The sequence below is a fragment of the Streptomyces sp. NPDC017936 genome (assembly GCF_044328485.1).
Taxonomy (GTDB): Bacteria; Actinomycetota; Actinomycetes; order Streptomycetales; family Streptomycetaceae; genus Streptomyces.
Map to the genome: position 1 here is coordinate 771161 of NZ_JBIRHK010000001.1, position 23168 is coordinate 794328.

At 73.0% G+C, this 23168-nt stretch carries 22 protein-coding genes; 11 read left to right on the forward strand and 11 right to left on the reverse strand.

The window, feature by feature from the left end:
- Nucleotides 1-26: 26 nt before the first annotated feature.
- The 3 genes from ACH4F6_RS03210 to ACH4F6_RS03220 are packed head-to-tail and all read right to left on the reverse strand — an operon-like array spanning nucleotide 27 to nucleotide 3392.
- Nucleotides 27-773: a succinate dehydrogenase/fumarate reductase iron-sulfur subunit gene (locus ACH4F6_RS03210; RefSeq protein ID WP_397958111.1), complete on the reverse strand. Its 747-nt coding sequence runs from the start codon at nucleotides 771-773 to the stop codon at nucleotides 27-29.
- Nucleotides 770-2719 (reverse strand): fumarate reductase/succinate dehydrogenase flavoprotein subunit, encoded by a 1950-nt coding sequence (locus tag ACH4F6_RS03215; protein WP_397958112.1) that lies wholly within the window; start codon nucleotides 2717-2719, stop codon nucleotides 770-772. The genes ACH4F6_RS03210 and ACH4F6_RS03215 overlap by 4 nt, the downstream gene beginning before the upstream one ends.
- Before the next feature lies 1 nt (nucleotide 2720).
- Nucleotides 2721-3392: a succinate dehydrogenase gene (locus ACH4F6_RS03220; protein WP_397958218.1), complete on the reverse strand. Its 672-nt coding sequence runs from the start codon at nucleotides 3390-3392 to the stop codon at nucleotides 2721-2723.
- A gap of 120 nt (nucleotides 3393-3512) precedes the next feature.
- On the opposite strand from ACH4F6_RS03220, the gene ACH4F6_RS03225 reads away from it, so the two are divergent.
- Complete coding sequence (locus ACH4F6_RS03225) at nucleotides 3513-4391, forward strand: LysR family transcriptional regulator (RefSeq protein WP_397958113.1); 879 nt, start codon at nucleotides 3513-3515, stop codon at nucleotides 4389-4391.
- Between the two features lie 6 nt (nucleotides 4392-4397).
- Here the strand turns inward: ACH4F6_RS03225 and ACH4F6_RS03230 are convergent, their stop codons facing one another.
- From ACH4F6_RS03230 to ACH4F6_RS03245, 4 genes are all read right to left on the reverse strand, one after another.
- Nucleotides 4398-4787, reverse strand: coding sequence for a DUF4440 domain-containing protein (locus tag ACH4F6_RS03230; protein WP_397958114.1), 390 nt, complete (start codon nucleotides 4785-4787; stop codon nucleotides 4398-4400).
- A 51-nt stretch (nucleotides 4788-4838) separates the two neighbouring features.
- Nucleotides 4839-6974, reverse strand: a complete 2136-nt coding sequence (locus ACH4F6_RS03235; protein ID WP_397958115.1) for a putative bifunctional diguanylate cyclase/phosphodiesterase — start codon at nucleotides 6972-6974, stop codon at nucleotides 4839-4841.
- On the reverse strand, nucleotides 6971-7783 hold the full coding sequence (locus ACH4F6_RS03240; protein WP_397958116.1) for an SAM-dependent methyltransferase: 813 nt from the start codon (nucleotides 7781-7783) through the stop codon (nucleotides 6971-6973). Before ACH4F6_RS03240 ends, ACH4F6_RS03235 begins: the two co-directional genes overlap by 4 nt.
- 274 nt (nucleotides 7784-8057) lie before the next feature.
- The gene (locus tag ACH4F6_RS03245; protein WP_397958117.1) at nucleotides 8058-9032 is read right to left on the reverse strand and encodes an SCO0930 family lipoprotein; all 975 of its coding nucleotides are present in this window, start codon (nucleotides 9030-9032) and stop codon (nucleotides 8058-8060) included.
- 474 nt (nucleotides 9033-9506) lie between these two features.
- Between ACH4F6_RS03245 and ACH4F6_RS03250 the strand changes: the two genes are divergently transcribed.
- The 3 genes from ACH4F6_RS03250 (at nucleotide 9507) to ACH4F6_RS03260 (ending at nucleotide 10694) form a co-directional block, all read left to right on the forward strand.
- Nucleotides 9507-9686, forward strand: a complete 180-nt coding sequence (locus ACH4F6_RS03250; protein WP_397958118.1) for a hypothetical protein — start codon at nucleotides 9507-9509, stop codon at nucleotides 9684-9686.
- A 94-nt stretch (nucleotides 9687-9780) separates the two neighbouring features.
- Nucleotides 9781-9909 (forward strand): hypothetical protein, encoded by a 129-nt coding sequence (locus ACH4F6_RS03255; protein WP_397958119.1) that lies wholly within the window; start codon nucleotides 9781-9783, stop codon nucleotides 9907-9909.
- 20 nt (nucleotides 9910-9929) lie between these two features.
- Entirely contained in the window at nucleotides 9930-10694 is a 765-nt protein-coding gene (locus ACH4F6_RS03260; protein ID WP_397958120.1) for a DUF4239 domain-containing protein, read from the forward strand.
- Between the two features lie 97 nt (nucleotides 10695-10791).
- Here the strand turns inward: ACH4F6_RS03260 and ACH4F6_RS03265 are convergent, their stop codons facing one another.
- On the reverse strand, nucleotides 10792-11223 hold the full coding sequence (locus ACH4F6_RS03265) for a hypothetical protein (protein WP_397958219.1): 432 nt from the start codon (nucleotides 11221-11223) through the stop codon (nucleotides 10792-10794).
- 1086 nt (nucleotides 11224-12309) lie between these two features.
- Here ACH4F6_RS03265 and ACH4F6_RS03270 point away from each other — a divergent pair.
- Nucleotides 12310-12978, forward strand: coding sequence for a class F sortase (locus ACH4F6_RS03270; RefSeq protein ID WP_397958121.1), 669 nt, complete (start codon nucleotides 12310-12312; stop codon nucleotides 12976-12978).
- A gap of 37 nt (nucleotides 12979-13015) precedes the next feature.
- Here the strand turns inward: ACH4F6_RS03270 and ACH4F6_RS03275 are convergent, their stop codons facing one another.
- A complete protein-coding gene (locus ACH4F6_RS03275) occupies nucleotides 13016-13858 on the reverse strand; it encodes a polysaccharide deacetylase family protein (RefSeq protein ID WP_397958122.1) in 843 nt (280 codons plus the stop codon).
- 170 nt (nucleotides 13859-14028) lie between these two features.
- Here ACH4F6_RS03275 and ACH4F6_RS03280 point away from each other — a divergent pair, with 170 nt between their 5' ends.
- Nucleotides 14029-14490: a universal stress protein gene (locus ACH4F6_RS03280; RefSeq protein ID WP_397958123.1), complete on the forward strand. Its 462-nt coding sequence runs from the start codon at nucleotides 14029-14031 to the stop codon at nucleotides 14488-14490.
- Between the two features lie 144 nt (nucleotides 14491-14634).
- Here the strand turns inward: ACH4F6_RS03280 and ACH4F6_RS03285 are convergent, their stop codons facing one another.
- Nucleotides 14635-15786 (reverse strand): CapA family protein, encoded by a 1152-nt coding sequence (locus ACH4F6_RS03285; RefSeq protein ID WP_397958124.1) that lies wholly within the window; start codon nucleotides 15784-15786, stop codon nucleotides 14635-14637.
- Between the two features lie 245 nt (nucleotides 15787-16031).
- On the opposite strand from ACH4F6_RS03285, the gene ACH4F6_RS03290 reads away from it, so the two are divergent.
- From ACH4F6_RS03290 to ACH4F6_RS03310, 5 genes are all read left to right on the forward strand, one after another.
- On the forward strand, nucleotides 16032-16580 hold the full coding sequence (locus ACH4F6_RS03290) for a sigma-70 family RNA polymerase sigma factor (RefSeq protein WP_397958125.1): 549 nt from the start codon (nucleotides 16032-16034) through the stop codon (nucleotides 16578-16580).
- A 137-nt stretch (nucleotides 16581-16717) separates the two neighbouring features.
- On the forward strand, nucleotides 16718-17230 hold the full coding sequence (locus ACH4F6_RS03295) for a hypothetical protein (RefSeq protein ID WP_397958126.1): 513 nt from the start codon (nucleotides 16718-16720) through the stop codon (nucleotides 17228-17230).
- Nucleotides 17231-17371: 141 nt separating this feature from the next.
- Complete coding sequence (locus tag ACH4F6_RS03300) at nucleotides 17372-18028, forward strand: zf-HC2 domain-containing protein (RefSeq protein WP_397958127.1); 657 nt, start codon at nucleotides 17372-17374, stop codon at nucleotides 18026-18028.
- Between the two features lie 148 nt (nucleotides 18029-18176).
- Nucleotides 18177-18563 carry a hypothetical protein gene (locus tag ACH4F6_RS03305; RefSeq protein WP_397958128.1) on the forward strand — a complete coding sequence of 129 codons (387 nt, stop codon included), beginning with the start codon at nucleotides 18177-18179 and terminating at the stop codon, nucleotides 18561-18563.
- Between the two features lie 3 nt (nucleotides 18564-18566).
- Nucleotides 18567-20702, forward strand: a complete 2136-nt coding sequence (locus ACH4F6_RS03310; RefSeq protein WP_397958129.1) for a caspase domain-containing protein — start codon at nucleotides 18567-18569, stop codon at nucleotides 20700-20702.
- A 306-nt stretch (nucleotides 20703-21008) separates the two neighbouring features.
- Here ACH4F6_RS03310 and ACH4F6_RS03315 read toward each other — a convergent pair whose 3' ends face one another.
- Entirely contained in the window at nucleotides 21009-23114 is a 2106-nt protein-coding gene (locus ACH4F6_RS03315; RefSeq protein WP_397958130.1) for a SpoIIE family protein phosphatase, read from the reverse strand.
- Nucleotides 23115-23168 lie beyond the last annotated feature (54 nt).

Genomic DNA, 23168 nt, shown 5'->3' on the forward strand with positions numbered 1-23168 from the left:
CTGTCGTCCCGCGCCCCCGGAAGGCGTTACCGCCTCGCCTTCCGCGTGGCCCGCAGCCACTCCTTGTTCATGCCGGTGATGGACATCAGGGGGATGCCCTTCGGGCAGGCGGTCGCGCACTCTCCGGTGAGCGTGCACCCGCCGAACCCCTCCGCGTCCATCTGCGCCACCATGTCCAGCACCCGCGTCTCGCGTTCGGGCGCTCCCTGCGGCAGGACGTTCAGGTGGTTGATCTTGGCGGAGGTGAACAGCATCGCGGCGCCGTTGGGGCAGGCGGCGACGCACGCCCCGCAGCCGATGCACTCCGCGTGCTCGAAGGCGGAGTCGGCGTCCGGCTTCGGCACCGGTGTGGCGTGGGCCTCGGGCGCGGAGCCGGTCGGGGCGGTGATGTAGCCGCCGGCCTGGATGATCCGGTCGAAGGCCGACCGGTCCACCACCAGGTCCTTGATCACGGGGAACGCCGAGGCCCGCCACGGCTCGACGTCGATCGTGTCGCCGTCCCGGAAGGACCGCATGTGCAGCTGGCAGGTCGTGGTGCGCTCCGGTCCGTGCGCGTCGCCGTTGATGACGAGCGAGCACGCGCCGCAGATGCCCTCACGGCAGTCGTGGTCGAAGGCGACCGGGTCCTCGCCCTTGAGGATGAGCTCCTCGTTGAGGGTGTCGAGCATCTCCAGGAAGGACATGTCGGGCGAGACGCCGTCCACCTCGTACGTGGACATGGCGCCGTCGGCGTCGGCGTTCTTCTGCCGCCAGACGCGCAGGGTGAGCTTCATGCGTAGCTCCGCTGGGTGGGGTGGACGTACTCGAAGACCAGGTCTTCCCTGTGCAGGGTCGGGGCCTCGCCGGTGCCGGTGAACTCCCAGGCGGCCGCGTAGGCGAACTCCTCGTCCTTGCGGGCGGCCTCGCCGTCGGGGGTCTGCGACTCCTCGCGGAAGTGGCCGCCGCAGGACTCGGCGCGGTGCAGGGCGTCGAGGCACATCAGCTCGGCGAGCTCCAGGTAGTCGACGACGCGGTTGGCCTTCTCCAGGGACTGGTTGAACTCCTCGCCGGTGCCGGGGACCTTGATCCGCCGCCAGAACTCCTCGCGGATCTGCGGGATGCGCGTCAGCGCCTTGCGCAGTCCGGAGTCGGTGCGGGCCATGCCGCAGAACTCCCACATGAGTTCGCCGACCTCGCGGTGGAAGGAGTCGGGGGTGCGGTCGCCGTCGACGGACAGCAGCAGGTTGAGGCGGTCCTGGGTCTCGGCCAGCACCTCCTGCACGACCGGGTGGTCGTCGGACACCTCCGCCTGCCGTGGGTTGCGGGCGAGGTAGTCGTTGATGGTGGCCGGGAGGACGAAGTAGCCGTCGGCGAGGCCCTGCATCAGCGCGGAAGCGCCGAGCCGGTTGGCGCCGTGGTCGGAGAAGTTGGCCTCGCCGATCGCGAACAGGCCGGGCACGGTGGTCTGCAGGTCGTAGTCGACCCACAGTCCGCCCATCGTGTAGTGCACGGCCGGGTAGATGCGCATCGGCACCTCGTACGGATCCTCGTCGGTGATCCGGTGGTACATGTCGAAGAGGTTGCCGTACCTGGCCTCCACGGCCTTGCGGCCCATGCGCAGGATCGCGTCGGCGAAGTCCAGGTAGACGCCCTGGCCGCCGGGGCCGACGCCCCGGCCCTCGTCGCACACGTTCTTCGCGGCGCGGGAGGCGATGTCGCGCGGGACCAGGTTGCCGAAGGAGGGGTAGACGCGCTCCAGGTAGTAGTCGCGCTCGTCCTCGGGGATCCGGTGCGGCGGCCGGTCGTCGCCCTTGGCCTTCGGCACCCAGATCCGGCCGTCGTTGCGCAGCGACTCGCTCATCAGCGTCAGCTTCGACTGGTGGTCGCCGGTGCGCGGGATGCAGGTCGGGTGGATCTGCGTGAAGCAGGGGTTGGCGAAGTACGCGCCGCGCCGGTGCGCCCGCCAGATCGCGGTGGCGTTGGAGTTCATGGCGTTCGTCGACAGGTAGAAGACGTTGCCGTAGCCGCCGCTGGCCAGGACGACGGCGTCGGCGTAGTACGTGTCGATCTTCCCGGTGATCAGGTCCCGGGCCACGATGCCGCGCGCCCGCCCGTCGACGACGATCAGGTCGAGCATCTCGGTGCGCGGGTGCATCTCGACGTTGCCGGCGGCGATCTGCCGGCTGAGGGCCTGGTAGGCGCCGAGCAGCAGCTGCTGGCCCGTCTGGCCGCGGGCGTAGAACGTGCGGGACACCTGGACGCCGCCGAAGGAGCGGGTGTCGAGCAGGCCGCCGTACTCGCGGGCGAAGGGCACGCCCTGGGCGACGCACTGGTCGATGATCTCGACGGAGATCTGCGCGAGGCGGTGGACGTTGGACTCGCGCGCCCGGAAGTCGCCGCCCTTGACGGTGTCGTAGAACAGCCGGTGGACGGAGTCGCCGTCGTTGCGGTAGTTCTTCGCGGCGTTGATGCCGCCCTGCGCGGCGATGGAGTGGGCGCGGCGCGGGGAGTCCTGGTAGCAGAACTGGACGACGTGGTAGCCCTGTTCGGCGAGGGTGGCGCCGGCGGAGCCGCCCGCGAGGCCGGTGCCGACGACGATGACGGTGTGCTTGCGCCGGTTGGCGGGGTTGACCAGCCTGGCCTCGAAGCGGCGCTTGTCCCAGCGTTCGCCGATCGGCCCGGAGGGGGCCTTGGTGTCGGCGACGGGCTCGCCGGTCAGGTAGTCGGTGTACGAGGTCATGTCAGCTCACCACTCCGGTCATGACGGCCACGGGCACGGCGACGAAACCGGCCGTGAGCACCAGCGCGAGGACGTCGGCGACGGTCTTCAGGGCGCGGTCGCGGGTGCGGCTGCCGGCCCCGAGGGTCTGGGCGGCGCTCCAGAAGCCGTGCCGGACGTGCAGGCCGAGGGCGAGCATCGCGACGATGTAGATCACGTTGCCGTACCAGGTGGAGAAGGTGTCCACGACGTTCTGGTACGGGCGGCCCTCCTGGAAACCGCCGGAGTGCACGGTCCCGGTCGTCAGGTCCAGGAGGTGCCAGACGATGAACAGGCCGAGGATGATCCCGCCCCAGCGCATGGTGCGGGTGGCGTAGCTCGCCCGCGGCTTGCGGTGGACGTACTTGTCCGGGCGCGCCTTGATGTCGCGGCGGCTGAGCTGGTACGCGGAGACGGCGTGGGCGACCACCGCGACGACCAGCACCACGCGGACCAGCCACAGGGTCCACTCGTAGTGCATGAACGGTTCGCCGACCGTGCGCAGCCAGTGCGCGTAGTGGTTGAACTCCCCCGCCCCGAAGAAGATCTTCAGGTTGCCGATCATGTGGACGACCAGGTACAGCAGCATGATCAGACCGCTGACGGCCATCACCGTCTTCTTGCCGACGGAGGAGTCCCACACGGTGCGCGCCATGGACGGCCGTCGGTCCGTCCGCGTTGCCAGAGCCATGGGACAGGACGCTACGGCCGCACCACCTCATCGGTCCAAGACATGGTCCAGCTCGTTTCGATAGTGCGTGCCTATGATGACTGGATGCAGTTCCAGCAGCTCCAGTACTTCGTGGCGGTCGCCGAGACCCACCACTTCACCCGAGCCGCCGAGCTCGTGCACGTCGCGCAGCCGTCGTTGTCGCAGCAGATCAAGGCGCTGGAGCGGGAGCTGGGGGCGGACCTGTTCCTGCGGGCGCGCGGCAACATCACCCTCACCGACGCCGGCGAGGCGCTGCTGCCGCTCGCCCGGCGGATCCTGGCGGACGCCGAGACGGCCCGGCACGAGGTGCAGGAGCTGGTGCAGCTGCGCAGCGGCCGGGTGCGGCTGGGCGCGACGCCGAGTCTGTGCACGGGTCTGCTCCCGGACGTGCTGCGCGCCTTCCACGACCGCTATCCCGGCATCCGGCTGATGATCGAGGAGGGCGGCTCGCACGACCTGGTCCGCCAGCTGGCCCGCGGCGCGCTGGACCTGGCCCTGGTCGTCCTGCCGCTGCCGACGCCCTCCCCCGCCCTGACGACGGTGGAGCTGCTGCGCGAGGACCTGGTCGTGGTGTCCTCCCCGGACGCCCCGCGACCGGGACGGCGCACCGTGCGCGTCGCCGACCTGGAGGGGGAACGCCTGGTGATGTTCCGGCACGGGTACGACCTGCGCGAGCTGACCGTGGCCGCGTGCCGCGCGGAGGGCTTCGAGCCGGAGTTCGCGGTGGAGGGCGGCGAGATGGACGCGGTGCTGGGGTTCGTGCGGGCGGGGCTCGGCGTCGCCGTCGTACCGCGCATGGTGGCCGCGCGGTCCGGGCACGGTCTGCGGGTGACGCCCCTGGCCCGCCCCGGCCTGCACCGGACCATCGCCCTGGCGCACCGCAGCGACGTGGCTCCGCCCCGGGCCGCCAGGGAGCTCCAGCGGATGCTGCTGGAGAGATGACTCAGGTCACCGGTCGGCGTCCGGCGGCACCGGGGTGCCCTGGTGGTAGTACATGCGCCAGCCCGTCTCCTCGTCGCGCTTGCGCCACAGGGAGCTGCGGCGGGCCCGGCGCCCGTCGAAGCGGGTCTCGTAGGTGAGGTGCACCAGGCCGGGCGCGAGGAGCACGCCGGTGATCTCCGACGGCTCGTAGACCGGGCCGGTCGCCGAGCTGCCCGGGTGGTCGGGCAGCCACGCGATCATGTCCTCGTACGTGTAGCGCCGGCCCGAGGAGCCCACTTCGGTGAACTCGGGGTCCAGCAGGCGCACGGCCTCGGTGCGGGAGGACCGTACGGCGGGGTCCAGGAGGCGCAGTTCCCCCTCGATCGCCGCGTTCACCGCGTCTGTTCCCTGGGTCATCCGCACATGATCGCCCATGCCCCCCGCGCCTCCGCAAGCGGATTGCGGCCCTCACCCCCTCGCGTCCGCCAGGGCCAGTTCGTGGAGGCGGTCCGGGGGGCCGGGACGGGCGTAGTACCAGCCCTGGGCCGTGTCGCAGCCCAGGACGCGCAGCTGTTCGGCCTGGGCTCCGGTCTCCACGCCCTCCACGGTCACCGCGAGGTCGAGGCTGTGGGCGAGGGAGACGATCCCCTCGACGATCTTGAGGTCGACGGGGTCGGCCGGGAACTGCTGCATGCTCTGGGTGAAGGACCGGTCCAGCTTGAGCACGCTCACCGGCAGCCGGCGCAGGTTGGCGAGGTTGGAGTAGCCGGTGCCGAAGTCGTCGAGGGCGATGTCGACGCCCATCTCGGCGAGTCGGCGCAGCGGCTTGAGCAGGTCGTCGTCGGCGCCGATCAGGGCGGACTCGGTGACTTCCAGGCACAGCGCCTCGGGTTCGACGCCCGCGCGCTCCAGGATGTCGACGGTGTCCTGCACCAGCCCGGGATGATTGAGCTGGCACGGGGAGAGGTTGACGTTGATGCGCAGGGGACCGTCGTCCCCGGTGCGTTCTCGCCAGGCGCGGGCCTGGCGGACCGACTGCTCCAGGACCCAGCGGCCCAGCGGAACGATCAGCCCCGTGTGCTCGGCGAGCGGGATGAACCGGTCGGGGCCGAGCACGCCGTGCTGCGGGTGCAGCCAGCGCACCAGGGCCTCCGCGCCGCGCACGCTGCCGTCGCCGAGGTGGACGAGGGGCTGGTACTCGATGAAGAACTCGCCCCGCTCCAGCGCGGCCGGCAGCGCCGTGGTCAGCCCGTGGCGGGTGATCGCGCGGGCGTCGGCCTCGGGGTCGGCGAGCTCGAAGCGGTTGCCGCCCGCCGACTTGGCCCGGTACATGGTGATGTCGGCGCTGCGCAGCACCTCCGCGGGGCTGCGCTCCCCCGCCCGGCCCTCGACGATGCCGATGCTGCCGCGCACGGTCAGCTCCCGGCCGTCGATGCGCACCGGCGCCACCAGGGCGTTCATGATGCGCGCGGCGAGCTCGTCGACCTCGCCGCGGGAGTCGGGTCCGGTGGTCAGCGCCACGAACTCGTCGCCGCCCAGCCGGGCGACCATCTCGCCCGGCGCGGTGGCGCAGGACTGCAGCCGGTCGGCGACCTCGACGAGCAGCCGGTCGCCGGCCGCGTGGCCGAGGCTGTCGTTGATGGTCTTGAAGCCGTCCAGGTCGAGGTAGCACAGGCCGAAGCGCTGGTCCTCCCCGGCCGACAGCACCTTCTCCAGGCGTTCGAAGAACAGTGTGCGGTTGGGCAGGCCGGTGAGCGCGTCGTGGGTGGCCTCGTAGCGCAGCCGCAGGTTGAGCAGGCGCCGCTCGGTGGTGTCCTCCATCAGCGCCAGCTGGTACTGCGGCGTGCCGTCGGCGTCGCGCAGCAGGGAGACCGTCAGATTGGTCCACAGGACCGTTCCGTCGGGGCGGTAGAACGCCTTCTCCACGTGGTAGTGCTCGCGTTCGCCGCACACCAGCTCCTCGTAGAGCCGCCAGACCTGGGGCGCGTCGTCGGCGTGCGTCCACTCGCGGACGTTGCGGCCGCGCACCGTCTGCTCGCCGCCGCCGAACATGCGCAGCATCGCCCCGTTGACCTGAAGGACGTTGCCCTCCAGGTCGGCGATGCCGATCCCTATGGCGGCGCCCTCGAAGACCGCGCGGAAGCGGGCCTCGCTGGCGTGCAGCGCCTGCGCGACCACGCCCTGCGCCTGCAGCGCGGCCCGGGCGATGGCCTCCTGCTCGGCCAGCGTGCGCTCGCGCAGCGCCTGCGCGAACCCGGCGGCCATGGCGTGCTGGAGCCGGGAGCAGCGCGTGCGCAGGTCCTCCTGCGGGCCGTCCTCACCGCAGTACAGCACCAGGTAGGCGTCGACGCAGTCCAGGCTGCGGCTGAGCGCGTCCGGGTCGGTGCAGTGCGCGTCGACCAGCGCGGCCCCGACCTCCTTGCCGGTCTCGGCGTCGAACGCCCTGGCCCGCAGGGCCTGGCTCAACCGCCGGGCCAGCGGGAGGAGTCGCTCCTCGAACTCCGGCCGGGTCAGCGACGTCGACGTCACCGGGAACACCGCCCGGCTCCAGATCGTCGCGAACCGCCGCAGTCTGTCCTCCGGCCCGTCCGGCACGGCGGTCACGGAGTGCGTCCCACGCCCGCGAAACCGGAGAAGGCGTAGGGATCCTCGTCCTCCGGCGCCGTCTCCGGCCGCCAGTGCGGCATCGGCACCAGTCCCGGTTCCACCATGTCGTACCCCTCGAAGAACCGCGCGATCTCGTCACGCGAGCGCATGATCAGCGGGTTGCGGATGTCCTTGTACACGTCCACCGCGCCCTCCGCCCGCCGGGGCGGGAGCGGGATCCCCTCGTACGACGCGTGCGTGAGGACGAGCAGGCTGCCGGGCGCGAGCGCGGCGCTCAGCTCGGCCACCGCCGCGTACGGGTCGTCCTCGTCCTCCACGAAGTGCAGTATGGCGACGAGGAGCAGCGCCACCGGCCTTTCCAGGTCGAGGAGCTGGCCGACCTGGGGGCTGCTGAGGATCTCGCGCGGCTTGCGCAGGTCGGCGGCGACGACGTCCGCGTCCTCGTCGCCCTCCAGGACCGCCTGGCTGTGCGCGACGGCGACCGGGTCGTGGTCGACGTAGACGACGCGGGCGCCGGGGACGGCCGCCCGGGCCACCTCGTGGACGTTGCCGAAGGCCGGGATGCCCGAACCGATGTCGAGGAACTGGGTGATGCCCCGGCCGGCCGCGTACCGCACCGCGCGGCGCATGAACGCCCTGTTCGCCTGCGTGATCTTCGGGAGTCCCGGCATGAACTCCATGGCCCTGCGGGCCGCCTGCCGGTCGACCTCGAAGTTGTGCGAACCGCCCAGGTAATAGTCGTAGATCCGCGAGACACTGGGCACGGAGATGTCGATGCTCCGTGGAGCCCAGGCGGGACGCTCCATCCATCTCTCCAAGGCGTAGGCGATCCGGTGTTCGAGCTGAGGCTACTGATCGCCCGCCGAACGGGCGAGCGGAAACGGAAATTGACCATCCGTTCCCGGTCACTGCCTGCGGCACGTGCCGAATCGGCCTTTCCGGCGGGAAGCATGAAAAGTACCCGAAGGAGCGAGGGACCCGCAGCACAGCGGTCCGCCCCCTCCGTGCGGCGCGGAGGGGGCGGACCGGGGGTCGTGCGTGCCGTGGCAGGTGCGGGGATCGGCCCTGGGGAGGCGACCCCTACTGCTTCGGCGCGCCGACCAGCTTTCCGTCGGGGGCCACGGCGTACCACTGGCCGCCCACGCCCTGGCCGTTGATGTCACCGGGGGCCTTGTCACCGGAGAAGGTGTAGATCGGCGAGCAGTTGACCGTCATCTGCTTGGTGCCGTCGGACCGGGTGAAGCTCATCAGGCCCTTCTTCTGGACGCCCTCGGTGTCGTTCGTGGCGACCGGGGCGACGACCGGCCACTTCTCCAGGCAGGCGTCGTTGCAGTTCGACACCGGCTCGGGCCAGGCCTTGTCCTTCAGGAAGCGGTAGACCGTCATGCCGTTCTTGTCGACCACGATCTCGCCGAGGTTGGGGTCGTTGCGGACGGAGAGCCCCGGCAGGTCGGACTCCGCCTTCGCCTTCTTGCCGTCGGGGGCCAGCGCGAACCACTTGCCGCCCACGCCCTGGCCGTTGGTGTCGCCGGCGTTGGTGTCCTTGGCGTAGCGGTAGACGGGCCAGCCGTCGACGGTGAGCTGCTTGCTGCCGTCCGACCGGGTGACCTCGCCCAGCAGCGACTTGTCGATGCCGTCGCCGGCGGTGGCGTCGTCGGCGGGCACGGGCGGCCAGGTCTTCGCGCAGTCGCCGTCGCAGTTGGACTTCGGCGGTTCCGCGGTGTCCGCGTCGAAGCGGTACAGGGTCATGCCGCCCCCGTCGATCAGCACCTTGCCGAGTTCCGCGTTCGCGGAGACGGACAGCTGGCCGGCCGCGCCCGTTCCCGCGCCGGCGCCCGCACCGACCCCTCCGGTGGCCGCGGGAGCGCTGGAGCCCACACCGGCGCCGACCCCGCCGTAACCGCTGCCCACGCCCGCGATACCGCCCGCCGGTGCCGTCGCCCCCACGTTCTGGCTCGCGCTCGACGCACCGCTTTCCTGACCGCACGCCGTCGTCAGCGCCAGCACGGACACGGCGCTCGCCACGAGTGCGGCGCTCCGCCAGGAGGTCTTCATCGTCAACAACTCCCCGATCATCACAAGGGTGTTGCAGCGCCCTGCTGCGCCGCCGCACGGCCATGGGTACGCATGTCGGTGGGCGTTGCGTTCAAAGGCGGCACAAAAATCTTTTCGTCCCCGGTGACGGGGCCCGGCCCGACCGCCCGGCTCGTACGTGCGTGCGGCCGGCCGGACGCACGCTCGCCCCCGGTCCGGACCGCCCGCGACCCGCTTCCCCCGTTCGGGGCAATCACCCCGCACACGGGCGTACACGCGGGCGGGAAGACTCATGATCTCGGTCGTGCATGGACCCGATACGACCCGATCCGCCCTGGTCCCGCGGGCGTTGGCCCTGGTGACCGCGGTCTGGATCCTCGCGGCCGCGCCGGCCGGGGCGGCCGTGGCCGACGCCTGTGCGTACGCCTCGACGGGCCCGGACGGCACCGGAGCGGTGGCGGTCGCGGGGACACCCCCGTGGCCGGAGCCGCCGCAGTGCCCGGTGCCGACACCGACGCCCACCCCGACCCCCACACCACCGCCGGAGCCGCCACCGAAGCCGAAGCCGCCGCCCGAGCCGCCGCCCGCGCCGGAACCGTCGCCCACGCCGCCCCCTCCGCCCCCCAGGACCACACCGCCCCCGCCTCCTCCACCGCCCGCACCGCCGCGGCATGAGGCACCGCCGCCCCCGCCCGCTCCTCCCCCACCGCCGCCCCCACCGACCCCGACCCCTCCGCCGAAGCCCACGCCACGCCCCTCCGTGACGCCCGTGCACTACCCGGCGTACCACGCGTCGCCGCGCCGGCGGCCCGCCCGCGGCGGCCCCTCGCCGGTCACCTACGTCCTGCTCATCACCGCGCCCGCGGTGATCGCCGTCGCCGCACTGCGGCCGCGCTGACGCCGACCCTGGAGGCATCTTTGCCGGAATGGCTTGTTCTCACCCTCGCGATGCTCGCCGCCTGCGCGGTGGTGGTCGTCATCACCCTCGTCCGGCACCGCAGGGCAGCCGAGGACGAGGATCCCTCCGAGACCCCCGACGTCATCGAGTACATGACGATGTGGATCGGCGTGGTGTACGCCATCGTCCTGGGTCTGGCCATCGCCGGGGTCTGGGAGGCCCGGGGCGTCGCCCAGGACCACGTCCAGGCGGAGGCACAGGCACTGCGCGAGATCTCGGAACGGGTACGGGTGTACCCGGCCGACGAGCGCGACCGGATTCGGGAGGATGTCAACGCCTATGTCGGACACGTCGTCACCACCGAGTGGAGGACGATGACCGACCAGGGGCGGCTCACCCGGCGCGGTGACGAACTCCTCCAGCGTCTGCGCGTGGACCTCACCGACTACCGGCCGGCCTCCGACTTCGAGGCCCAGGCCTACCAGCCGCTCCTGGACCAGATGACCGCGACCGCGCAGGCACGCAACGCGCGCGCCGACTCGCTCGAGCCCACCATGCCCGGCGTGGTGTGGTTCGGGCTGGTCGCCGGGGCCGTCATCACCGTCGGGATGGTCTTCGCCCTGCAGATCCGGCGCACCGCCCGGGAACTGATCCTGGCGGGCCTGTTCTCCGCCCTGATCGCCTTCCTGCTCTTCCTGATCTGGGACTTCGACGCGCCCTACAGCCGGGGCATCACCGCGACCGCCGAACCCTTCCGGGCCCTCTTCCCGGACGTCGGGGGCTGATCCTCCCGGCACCGGCAGGCCTTCGTCCAGGATCCCGGACGGGACGAAGGCCTGTGCCGTGGTGCGTGCGGGGGGGCGCTGCCCCGAGGAGAGGTCTTCAGGTACGGCGTTCGGCGCGGCGGCGCATCCAGAAGACCCCGCCGCCGATCAGGGCCGTGGCGATGAGACCGCCGCCGATCGCGACGTCGGTCGCCGTGGCCCCGCTGGAGCTGCTGCCGCCGACACCGCCGCGGACGCCGCCGATGACCGTGAAGGCGGACGGGTTGGTCAGGGTGCGGCCGCCGCAGTTGATGGTGATGCTGTGGGTGCCCGGGCTCGCGTTGCCGTTGACCGTCACGGTGCCGCGGGACGTGCCGCCGGTGCCGCTGATCGGTGACAGGCCGGTCCTCGGGAAGGCGTCGGAGGTCATGGTGCCGCCGCTGCGGCAGCCGTCCACGGTGAGGGTCAGCTGGCCGGCGCGGGAGATGACGCTGGGCAGGGCGACGATGTTGCTCGGTCCGAAGCCGGCGTTGCCGGCGACGCCGCCCACGTCGGCACCCGGGCGGTTGTTGTTGCCGGCTCCGCCGACGTTGTTGTTCCCCGCGTGCGCTCCGTTGTTGTTGCCGGCGCCGCCGACGTTGTTGTTCCCCGGCCGACCCCCGTTGTTGTTGCCGATGTTGTTGTTGCCGAACCCGTTGTTGTTGCCGGCTCCGCCGACGTTGTTGTTCCCCGGGCGTCCCCCGTTGTTGTTGCCGTTCCCGCCGATGTTGCCGTTCCCCGGCCGGCCGCCGTTGTTGTTATGGGCGTTGCCTCCGAAGTTGTTGGCCGCGTGGCCACCGTTGTTGTTGCCGAGTCCGTTATTTCCGAACCCGTTATTTCCGAACCCGTTGTTGTTGTTGTTTCCGAACCCGTTGTTGTTGCCGAATCCGTTGTTGTTCCCATTGCCGCCGAAGCCGTTGCCGTTGTTGTGCCCGTTCCCGTTCCCATTGCCGCCGAAGCCGTTGCCGTTGCCGTTGTTTCCGTTCCCGTTCCCGCCGAAGCCGTTGTTGTGCCCGTTGCCGTTGCCGTTTCCACCGAAGTTGTTGCCGATCCCGCCGAAGCCGTTCCCCGGCCGGCCCCCGTTGTTGTTGCCGTTGCCACCGGGGCCGAAGCCCGAGTGGCCTCCGTCGTTGCCGATGACGCCCAGTCCGTTGTCGCCCGGGCTGCCCGGACTGCCCATGCCGTCCGCGACGGCCACGGGGGCGGCGAGCCCGAGGACGGCGGCCGCGGTCACCGCGGTCGCCAGGGCACGTGAGTTGCGCATGTGATCCTCCGCGGAAGGCGCCCCGGGGCCCGTCCCCGGCATGTCGGCGAGCGAACGCCTCCCGGAACGACCCTCAGATGCCGTGCACGCGCCCGCATTTCGGGAATGGTCCGTCCTGGTGAGACGACACGCCGGGCGAAGAGCTCACCCCGGATATCGCCGCAGGTCACGCCCTGTCAGAAATTTCCTTTCGGCGGCACCTCGGATGGCGCACCGGCCGGCGCGGGAGCCACCCGTTCGCCTGCGTCCCGTCGCCGGTTCCCCACGGGGGACTTAGCGTTCTCGTATGCGCGAAGGGACGCGGCGACGGCCGCGTCGAAAGGGGATGGGCGAATGTCCTGGTACGAGCTGTCCCAGATGGCGGAAGAGGAGGGGCGGCCGAAGCGACGCGCTCCGTGGGGCGTGATAGCGCTTGTTCTGCTGACCGGCCTCGCGCTCGTCCGGAACGGGTCGGGGGAATTCGACACCGGTCCGCCGCAGCCCGCCTCGGCGGCGGCCGCGGACGCCCACGCCCAGGGCGCCTCGGGCCGGACCCCGGCCCCCCTGTCCTTCAGCATGCCCGCACGGGTCCGGATCGGCGCCATCCAGGTGGACGCCCCGGTCACTCCGGTCGGCCTGGACCCGGACGGCTGGGTCGCCGCGCCGCCGCCCCAGAACAAGAACCTGGCCGGCTGGTTCACCGGCGCCGTCACGCCCGGCGAGAAGGGGACCGCGGTCATCGTCGGCCATGTCGACAACGACCAGGGCCCCGCCGTCTTCTACGGCCTCGGGGCGCTGAAGAAGGGGAACCGCGTCGAGGTGACGCGCCAGGACGGGAAGACCGCCGTCTTCGAGATCTACGGGGTCGAGGTCTTCGACAAGAGCGACTTCCCCGGCGACCGCGTCTACGCCTCCAAGGGCGCCCCGGAACTGCGGGTGATCACCTGCGGCGGCGGTTTCACCCAGCTGAACGGCTACGACGGGAACGTGGTCGCCTTCGCCCGCCTCGTCGAGGCGCACTGACTCCCCGGCCGGGCGGGCGTGCGGCCCGCCCGGCGGGCTAGAGGTACTGCCGGCGGGGGACGGAGAGGTGGTAGCCGGCGTCCAGGAGCTGCGGGAGGTACTCGCGCAGGGCCCGTACGCTCTGGCTGCGGTCGCCCCCGGCGTCGTGCGAGAGCACCACGACGCCGGGGCCCGCGCCGTTCTCGACCCGGTCGACGATGGTGCGGGTGCCGGGAGTGGTCCAGTCGAGGCTGTCGACCGTCCAGGCCAGCGCCTCCATGCCGAGTTCGGCGCCGAGCTGGAAGACCGCCCGGTTCCAGGCGCCGTAGGGGGCGCGGAACCAGCGGGGCCGCTCGCCGCAGGCGTCCTCGATGACGTCGCAGGTGCGGGACATCTCGGAGCGGATCTGCCGGCGGGAGAGCCGCAGGAGCAGGGGGTGGGACCAGGTGTGGTTGCCGACGACGTGCCCCTCGTCGGCCATCCGGGCCAGCAGGTGCGGGTGCTCGGCGGCCAGCCCCCCGCACACGAAGAACATCGCGCGGACGTCGTAGCGGGCGAGGGTGTCGAGGATGTCGGGGGTGTAGCCGGGGTCGGGCCCGTCGTCGAAGGTCAGCACCATGGTCCGGCCGCGGCCGGAGATCCGCAGCAGCGGGGCGCGCCGCACGGGCACCCGGCGGAGCACGGCGCCCGGCGGGCCGTGACCGGTCAGCGGCTGGAGGCGGTAGGCGGAGGACTTCGCCGGGAGGCCCTGCGGCGGGGCGCCGGCGGCCGGAGCGACGGTGGTGCGGTCCGGCTCGCCGCCCGTTCCCCACGCGAACAGTCCGGCCGTGCCGGCCGCCCCGGCGGCGGCGGTGCCGGCGAGCAGCATCCGGCGGCGCGTGAACAACTGATCCTTCTGCATGAGTCATCAGTCGCCCGGTGCGGGCCCGGCGCACCCCCGCGGCACCGGGGTGGAGGCACCGATCCACCCGCGCGGCCCAGTGCGTTCCGGCCGCGGGACCCCCGGGCCCGTCCGCCCGGCGGGCGGCCCGCGCGGAGGCCGGACCGGCGGGTTCCGATAGCCTCGGGGCCGTGACGGAACAGCACTCCTCCGCGTTCGAACGGGGCACGGACGGCCCGAAGGTCATCGTGGCCGGCGTGGACGGCTCCGACTCCTCCCTGCGGGCCGCCGCCTACGCCGCGGGGCTGGCCCGGCGGCAGCGGGCGCTGCTCGCCGTGGTGTACGTGCAGCCGGTGGGGGCGGCGGGCGCGGCGCTCGGGGCGCCGGTCGCCGGGACGACCGAGGAGATCGCCGAGGACCTCGTGCAGCAGATCCGGGACGCCACCGAGCGGGTCCGGGGGATATTCGATCTGCGCTGGGAGTTCCACACGTTCCGCGGCGATCCGTACGGCGGTCTGGTGCGGGCGGCGGACGAGCTGAAGGCCGACGCGGTGGTGGTGGGCGCCTCGGAGCAGGCGGGTCACCGGATCGTGGGGTCCGTGGCGGTACGGCTGGTGAAGGCGGGGCGGTGGCCGGTGACGGTGGTGCCGTAGCGCCGCCGCCGGCCGCGCGGCCCGCCGACGCCCCGCCACCGCGAGGTGCGCGCCTCCCGGCACGTCCCCGTGTCCCGCGCCCTCCCCGCCCCTCCCGCGCCGCGCGCCCTCCCCGCCCCCGTGCCGGTCGCCTCCCCGTGCCGGTCACCCTCCCGTGCCGAGGCCGGCCCGGGCCGCGCCCCGGCTGAGCACGACGTTGCGGATCCGGTCGCGTACGCCGCCGACGTCCGCGCCCCGGGCGAGGGCCTTGTCGAGGTCGACGATCCGGCCGGCGTCGACGTCGAACAGCTGCGGGACGAACGCGGCGCCGGTCACCTGCCAGCGGCCGCCGGGGCGGGCCGGCGCGGCGAAGGTGAAGCGGGCGGCGCTGGACTGGCTGCCGCGCGGGTCGAGCAGGCCCTGTGCGTTGAACATGTCACCGGCGATCTGGTGCCCCAGGCCGTACACCACCCAGGTGCCGTTGACCTTCTCGTACGCCTGGGGGACGTGGGCGTGGGTGCCGAGGATGAGGTCGATGTCGGGGCGGCCGCCGGTGCGGGACGCGGTGAGCCTGCGGGCGAGGGTGATCTGGAAGGTGTCCGGCGCGTCCTGCCACTCGGTGCCCCAGTGCAGGGAGACGACGACCACGTCGGCGCCCGCCGCCCGGGCGGCCCTGGCGTCGGCGACGACCCGGTTCTCGTCGATGCGGTTGACGGCCCAGGGCTGCCCGGCGGGCATCGGGCGGCCGTCCGTGTCGTAGGTGTAGGCGAGGTGGGCGACCTTCGCGGGGCCCGCGCGCAGGAGGGTGACGGCACGGGCCTCGGCCCCGGTGCGGGCGGTGCCCGCGTGGCGCACGCCGGCCCGGTCGAGGGCGTCCAGGGTGCGGCGGACGCCGGGCGCGCCGTCCTCGAGACTGTGGTCGGACGCCGTGGAGCAGCTGTCGTAGCCGGTGGCGGCGAGGGCGTCGGCGATCTGGGGCGGGGACCGGAAGAGGGGGGAGCCGGTGTAGTCGCCGCTCGCCCCGTAGACGGTGTCCATGTGGCACAGGGCCACGTCGGCGTCGGCGACGACCGGCTCGGCGCCCGCGAGCATGGGGCGGAAGTCGTAGCCGAGGCCGCCGGCGTCGAAGTGGGCCCGGTCGATGACGGAGGCGTGCGGGAGGACGTCCCCGGTGGCCGCGAGGGTGAACGTGCGGGTGGCGGGCGGGCCCGGCGCCGCGGTCCGGGTGTCCGGGTCGCGGGCGTCGGCCCGCCAGGCCGCGGTCACCGCGAGGAGGGCCGTCAGCGCCAGGGCCACCTGGTGTCTGCGGGCGATCACCGGCTTACCACGCTTCGTACGGATTGTCATATTTACGCGCACGTATCACTACTAAGCCATGAGCGGAAGCGGGCGGTCCGTGGCACTCCCGACGCCCCGCCCGATGCGCGCGATCGGCGTAGCCCGGCCGTCCGCCGAAGCGGTCGCGACCGTTCGTCGAACCGTTCGTCGACGCGATCGACCGTCCGTCGCAGATCCGTGTGCGCGGCCTGTCCCTCCCGGCCGCCCTGCGGTGCCATACGCCCATGACGGCCGGAACCACCCTCACCACCAGGACGACGACCGCCGAGCACGAGCTCGCCGCGCTGCAGCGCGAGCACGGCCGGCCCCTGTACGCGCTGCTGCTGAGGCTGTGTGACGGCGACCGCCAGCGGGCCGAGGACCTCGTCCAGGAGACCCTGGTGCGCGCCTGGCAGCATCCCGAGGCACTGCGCGCCGACGCCTTCGACTCCGTGCGGCCCTGGCTGCTCACCGTCGCCCGGCGGCTGGCGATCGACGCGCGACGGGCCCGCCAGGCCCGGCCCGCCGAGGTCGGGGACGCGGTGCTGGAGAACGCGCCGGTCTGCGCCGACCACGCCGAACGGGCGGCCGCGGCCCTCGATGTGCGCGAGGCCGTGAAGACCCTCACACCGGAACACCGTGACGTCCTGGTGCTGGTGTACTTCCAAGGGGCCAGTGTGGCGGAGGCCGCCGAAACGCTGGGGATTCCGCCCGGTACGGTGAAGTCCCGCGCGTACTACGCGCTGCGCGCCCTGCGCCGGGTGCTTCCCGGTTACGCGCCCGACCTGGGCTGAAACCCACGGTCGGGTCAAGCCTCCGTAAAGCGCCTTGCCGACCACCCCGGTTGAGTAATCGGGTGTCCTTATCCGTGTTCCGGATGGGGGATCCCGGCGTCGGCTGACGCGCACGCACCGGAGGAAGGCAGGAAGGGATGCTGCACAGAGGTCATCAGGGCACGGACGGCGCCGACGGCGAACTCACCGTCCCCATGGCCTGGTTGTACGCCGAGTACATCGCCGACGAACTGCTGCGGACCGGCGATCTGATGCCGCCGACGTCCTTCGAGTTCCGCGCCGGGCGTGACGCCCTGGCGCTGACCATCTTCCTGTCCGACACCGACGGCGAACTCTCCGGCATCCGGGTCGTCACCCAGCTGGAGACCTGGCTCTCCCTGACCGCGTACGACCAGCCGTGGCAGGACTGGGTGGGCGAGCGCATGGCCCAACTCACCGCCGAGGCGGCCCGGTCGGCAAGGCCCGCGCCCGACCTGGAGCTGGCGGCGGCGGCCTGGCGCTGGCTGGAGGAGACCGAGCTGCTCGCCCCCGACCTCGACGCGGTGCCGGGCGGCGCGCCGGGCGCCGGCGAGGACGAGGGACCCGAGGTCTGGACGCCCGCCTGGCAGCTCGGTCTGCCGCTCGGACACCTCGCGATCCATCTTTTTTAGATCCGCACCAATCCGCGGCCGCGGCCGCTCCGAACATCTGGGTCACGATTTGGTATGGGCCTTGAGTGAATCGTCTGCCGGGTGCGTACCGGTGGGAGCAACGAGTAACCCCACTGGCACTCAACGGCACGAGGTTTCGGCATGAGGTCCCTGGAAAGGCATCGCGACGCCGGCGCGTACGCGCTCGGCGTGCTGGACGAGGCGGAGGCCTTCCGTTTCGAGGACCACCTCATGGAGTGTCCTCGGTGCACGGCGCAGGTCACCGAGTTCGGTCCCACCACCCGGCAGTTGACGCTCTACCGGCGGGCGACGCCGCGTACGGTGCACCCGTTCGCCGGCCCCGGACCGCGGCTGCTGGACCGGCTGCTGGCCGAGGTCGCGACGCGGCGGCGGGCCGTCAGGCGCCGGTTGCTGTACGCCGTGGCCGCCTCCGTGGTGATCGCCCTGGCCGGGCCGGCACTCGTGATGACGGCGGACGCCGACACCGGCGAACAGGCCGTGCGCGTCACCGCGACGGACGAGAGGTCGGGCGTCTGGGCGCAGGTGACGACGGAGGACGAGATCTGGGGCAGCCAGGTCGAGCTGGAGGTCAAGGACGCGGCGGGCCCCCGCGCCTGCCGTCTGATCGCCGTCGGCCGCGACGGCTCGGAACTGACGGTCACCAACTGGAACGTCGCCCACCACGACGCGCGCCCCAACACGATGACGGGCGGCGCGGCCCTGCACCCGGACGAGATCGCACGGTACGAGGTGCGCACCGGGTCCGGGGAGGTGCTGGTGACGCTGGAGCCGCGCTGACCGGGCGTCCCGGCGGGCCGATGTGCCGTGACACGGCCCTGACTTGCCCTCGCCCGGCCGCGGACGGAGACTGATATCACCGACGTGGAGCCTGGTGACGGGCCCGCTCCGCGCCGCCCCTGGGAGCACGCACGAAGGGGCTGAGCCGGTGGAGAACCAATTGCTGATCCTCCTCTCCGAGGAGGGGGCGGAAGCCGAACGCGTGGCGCAGCTGACCGGTTATCTCCGCGAGGAACTGCTCGATCTCGACGTCGACGACGTCCGGGCCGTCCCCGGCGGCCAGGCGCCGCCCGGAACGCGGGCCGTGGACGTCACCCAGATCGGTTCCCTGCTGGTGGCCCTGGGCGGTTCGGCCACCGCGCTGAACCAGGTGGTGACCGTGCTGCGGGGCTGGCTGGGCCGGTGCCGCGACGAGCGCCCGTCGCTGCGCCTGACGCTGGACGACGACGTCCTGGAGATCTCCGAGGCGAGCGACGAACAGGTCACGGAGGCGTTCGACCTCTTCGTGAGCCGCCACGCGCCGGCGGGGACCTGAACCATGACGGACTCCCGGCATGCGCTGATCATCGCCAACGACCGCTACGAGGACCGGGGGCTCAAGAAGCTCAGGGCACCGGTGCAGGACGCCTCGGCCCTCGCCGAGGTGCTGCACGATCCCAAGATCGGCGACTTCGAGGTCGAGGTCGTGCGCAACGAACCGGTCAGCGTCATCAGCCGCCGCATCCAGGGCTTCTTCCACGACCGCCGGCGCGCCGACACCCTCGTCCTCCACTTCTCGTGTCACGGGCTCAAGAGCGAGTCCGGGGAGCTGTACTTCGCCGCCACCGACACCGACCCGCGGCTGCTGGACGCCACCGCGATCCCCGCCCAGTTCGTGCACCGGTGCATGCGCCGCACGCGGGCGGGCAGCACCGTCCTGTTCCTCGACTGCTGCTACGGCGGCGCCTTCTCCCGGGGTTCGTCCTCCGTGCGCGCCACCGGGGACGTGAACGCCCTGGAGTCCTTCACGGGCGACAAGCCGCCCGGCGGACGCGGCTGGGCCGTCATCACGGCGTCCAACTCCATGGAGTACGCCTTCGAGGGCCCCGAACTCGCCGACCGCTCCGCCCCGCAGCCCTCGGTGTTCACGCACGCGGTGGTGCAGGGCCTGCAGACCGGCGAGGCCGATCTCGACGCGGACGGCGAGGTCTCGCTCGACGACCTGTACGACTACGTCTTCGACCACGTACGGGAGCAGAACCCGAACCAGACGCCGAGCCGGACCGTGGAGATGCAGGGCGACCTGTACCTGGCGCACAGCCGGCGGGGCCGGATCAACATCCCCGTGGTCCCCTCGCCGCCCTCCCTGCTGGCCGCCATGCGCAGCGAGAACGCCTTCACCCGGCAGGGGGCCGTCGTCGAGCTGCGCGCGCGGCTGCACGACGGGGACCTGGGCATCGCCGAAGGGGCGCGGCAGGGACTGGAGGAGATCGCGCGCAACGACATCCGGCAGATCGCCGACCAGGCGTGCCGTGCCCTGCGCGAGATCCGGCCGGTGCCCTCCCCCGACCACCTGGACTTCGGCCTGGTGCCGCAGGGGGCGACGCCCCAGCAGCAGTCGGTGACCCTGGGCGGCCCTCCCCTGGCACGGCACTGCGTGGCCCAGTCCACCCGGTCCTGGCTGCGCGTCGAACCCTGCGAGGACGGGGTGCACGTGCGCGTGGAGACGCCCGCCGAGGGTCATCTGTCCGGCGACATCCTGCTGAAGGGGGTCGCCGACGACGCGGTGGTCCACGTGGAGGCGGTGGTGGCTCCGGCACGCGAGCCGGACCAGGAGACGGAGCAGCCGCCGCCCGACAGGGCCCCCGGGACGCCCGGGACCTCGCAGGCTCCCCGGAACCAGGAGAGGCCCCGTGAGGTCTCGGGGCCTCCCGCCGCCCCGGAACCGCCGTCCCGGCCTCCACCGAGCGCCGGACCGGACACCGTGGTCGTCCACCCGGGACCCCCGAGCGCCCCTCCCCGGGAGCCGCCCGGCATCACCCAGGAACCGCCCGGCACCGGGACCGCGCCCCGGCGGACACCCACCGAGCCGGCAGCCGCCCGGCCGGCGCCGGCCGAGCCGGCTCGGTCCCGGCCGGAACCGGCCGGGCGGGCCGGATCCCGGCGGACACCGGCCGGAGGAACACCCGCCGGGGGAACACCGCTCGAGGGGACGCCGCTCGAGGGGACGCCGGTCGTGGGGACACCGACCGAGGGCATCCCGGCCGAAGGGACACCGACCGGGCCGGCACCGGGCGGACCGGGTCCGTCCCGGTCGCGGCGCGCCCCCGTCCTCGCGGGCGCCGCCCTCGCCCTCGCCGTCACCGCGCTCGTCACCGTCGTGATCGCCGTCCAGCGGGCCGTGGACGCCGTCGCCGGCCGGCGCGCCGCGGGAACGGGAGGCCGGCTCCCGTACTACGTCCAGGAGGCGGGACTCTTCCCGCCGCTGATCGTGTCCCTGGTCACCGCGGGGGTGGCGCTGACGCTCGGCGCGGTGGCGCGGCACGAACTGACGGCCCGGCGGCACCGCTGCCCGCCGGCCGCGGCGAGCGCCACGGAGACCATGACGACGGTGACGAAGGGCCTGGCGGTCCCGGCCCTGGTCCTCGGCGTGCTGACGGTGGTCGCCTACCTGGTGGCGCGCGAGGTGTGGTGACCGGCCCGGATCACCCCGTCGGGGAGGCGGTCCTCCGGTGCGGCCGGCCCGCCCGGGCCGGGTGCTGACGAGGGGGTGGCCCCGGTGACCCCCGGGCCGGGGAACCCGCCGCACCGGCGCGCCGCGGTGGCCCCCCGGCCCCCGGGGACCGTCGGGGGCCGGGCGCGGGTCTTCGGGACGCCGACGGCGGCGGGCGGGACGCGCACGGTCCCGCGGCCCGCCGGGCGCCCGGCCGGGAAGTCCCCGAGCGCTCCGGGCCCGGGCGGTTCCGGCCCGCGTCCGACGTGCCGTCGGGGGACGCGGTGGTCAGGTCCGGCCGGGCACCTCGAACTCGCACCACACGCACTTGCCGCCGCCGCGCGCCTCCACGCCCCACACGTCGGTGAGCAGGTCGACCAGGAGCAGGCCCCGCCCCGACACGCCCGACTCCCCCGCCTCGCGGCGGCGCGGCAGGGCGCTGGAGGAGTCCTCGACCTCGACGCGCAGACGGCGCTGCGAGCCCTCCAGGGCCCGCACGGTGACGATCGCGGCCCCCTCGGTGTGCAGGAGGGCGTTGGTGACGAGTTCGTCGGCGACCAGTTCGATCTCGTCGGCGCGGTCGCGGGCGCCCCAGGAGCGGACGGTGGCGCGGATCATGTGCCGGGCGCCGGTGAGGGCCTCGGGGTCGCCGGGGGCGACGTGCTGCTGGAGCCGGCCCACGGTCCGCGGGGTGCCGAGGCCGCGGCGGCGCAGCAGGAGCAGGGCGACGTCGTCGTCGCCGCCGCGCTCCTCGGCCACGTCGATCAGCCGGTCGGCGAGTGCGCGGACGTCGTCGGGGCCGGCGGCGACGAGGTCGGCGAGGGCCCGCATGCCGTCGTCGAGGTCGGTGCCGGGCTGCTCGACCAGTCCGTCGGTGCACAGCAGCAGGGTGTGGCCGGGATCGAGCTCGAGGGTGGTGACCGGGTACTCGAGGGTGCCGAACTCGGCGGACAGGCCGAGCGGCAGCCCGCCGGGGACGGTGACGCGCCGGCAGGTGCCGTCGGGGCCGCGCAGCAGCGGGTCGATGTGGCCGGCCCGGACCACCTGGACCACGCCGGTGGACAGGTCGGCCTCGGCGTAGAGACAGGTGGCGAAGCGGTCGGTGTCGAGTTCGTGCAGGAAGACGGAGGCGCGGGCCATCACGGTGGCCGGGGTGTGGCCCTCGGCGGCGTAGGCCTTCAGGACGATGCGCAGCTGGCCCATGACGGCGGCGGCGTGCGTGTCGTGGCCCTGGACGTCGCCGATGACGGCGCCGACACGCCCTCCCCCGGAGGGGTCGCCCCCGGGCAGCGGTATCAGGTCGTACCAGTCGCCGCCGATGTCCCGGCCGAGGGAGCCGCCGGTGGCGGCGGCGCGGTAGCGGACGGCGACGTCGGCGCCGGCGACGCCGGGGATGGCGCGCGGCAGCATGGCCTGCTGGAGGCCCTGGGCGATGTCCTTCTCCTGCTCGTAGAACATGGCCCGCTGCAGGCACTGGGCGATGCTGCTGCCGAGGGCGACGAGGATGTTGCGTTCCTCGGGGGTGAAGCCGCGCCGGTCGCTGTAGAGCAGGCCCATGGCGCCGATCGGGCGGGCCTGGACGATGAGCGGCAGATAGGCCGCCGAGGTGATCTTCAGATCGGTGAGGTGCGGCCACAGCACGGGGTAGCCGGCGGCGAACTCGTCCGGGGACTCGATGAAGCGGGGGGTGAGGGTGCGCACGACCTCGCTCATCGGGTACGGCTCGTCGATCCGGGTGACCAGGGTGCCCGGTACGAAGCTGCCCGCGGGCCCCTCGGCGATCAGCCGGATGCGGCCGGCCTCGACCAGGCCCATGACCAGGCTGGTCGCGCCCAGGTGGGTGAGGCCGTGGGTGTCCTTGAGGACGTCGATGACGTCCTGCACGGTCCGGGCGTGCGCCAGGGCCGCGGTGGTGAGCTGGACGACGTTGGTCTGCCGGCGGCGCGCGTCGTCGACGGCGGACGCCTCGCGGCGGGCGGCGAGGTCCCTGAGCTCGTCGGTGGCGTCGCGGACGATGCCGATGATCCGGCGGGGACGTCCGGTCCCGTCGCGCCGGATGTAGCCCTGGGTGTGGGTCCAGCACAGGGCGCCGTCGCGGCGGCGGACGCGGAAGTAGGCGCCGTAGTTCTCGCTGCCGTCCTTGATGGCCCGGGCGACCAGGGCGTCCAGCCGGACGGCCTCCGCCTTCGGGACGCGCGGGGACAGGCTCTCGGGGCGGCCGTCGTACTCCTCGGGGCGCAGGTCGAAGATCTCGTGGGCGCGGGCGTCCATGTGGAACAGCCCGGCGTCGAGGTCCCAGTCGAAACTGCCCATGCCGTTGAGCGCCAGGATCGGATCCGGATGGGCGGGCCAGTCGGCCGGGAGGGACAGCGCGCTCGCGCCCCGATCAGCCATGGAGCCACCTTGCCAGCATTCGTCCGATTCTTCGACCGGTGGTCCTCCCCGCAC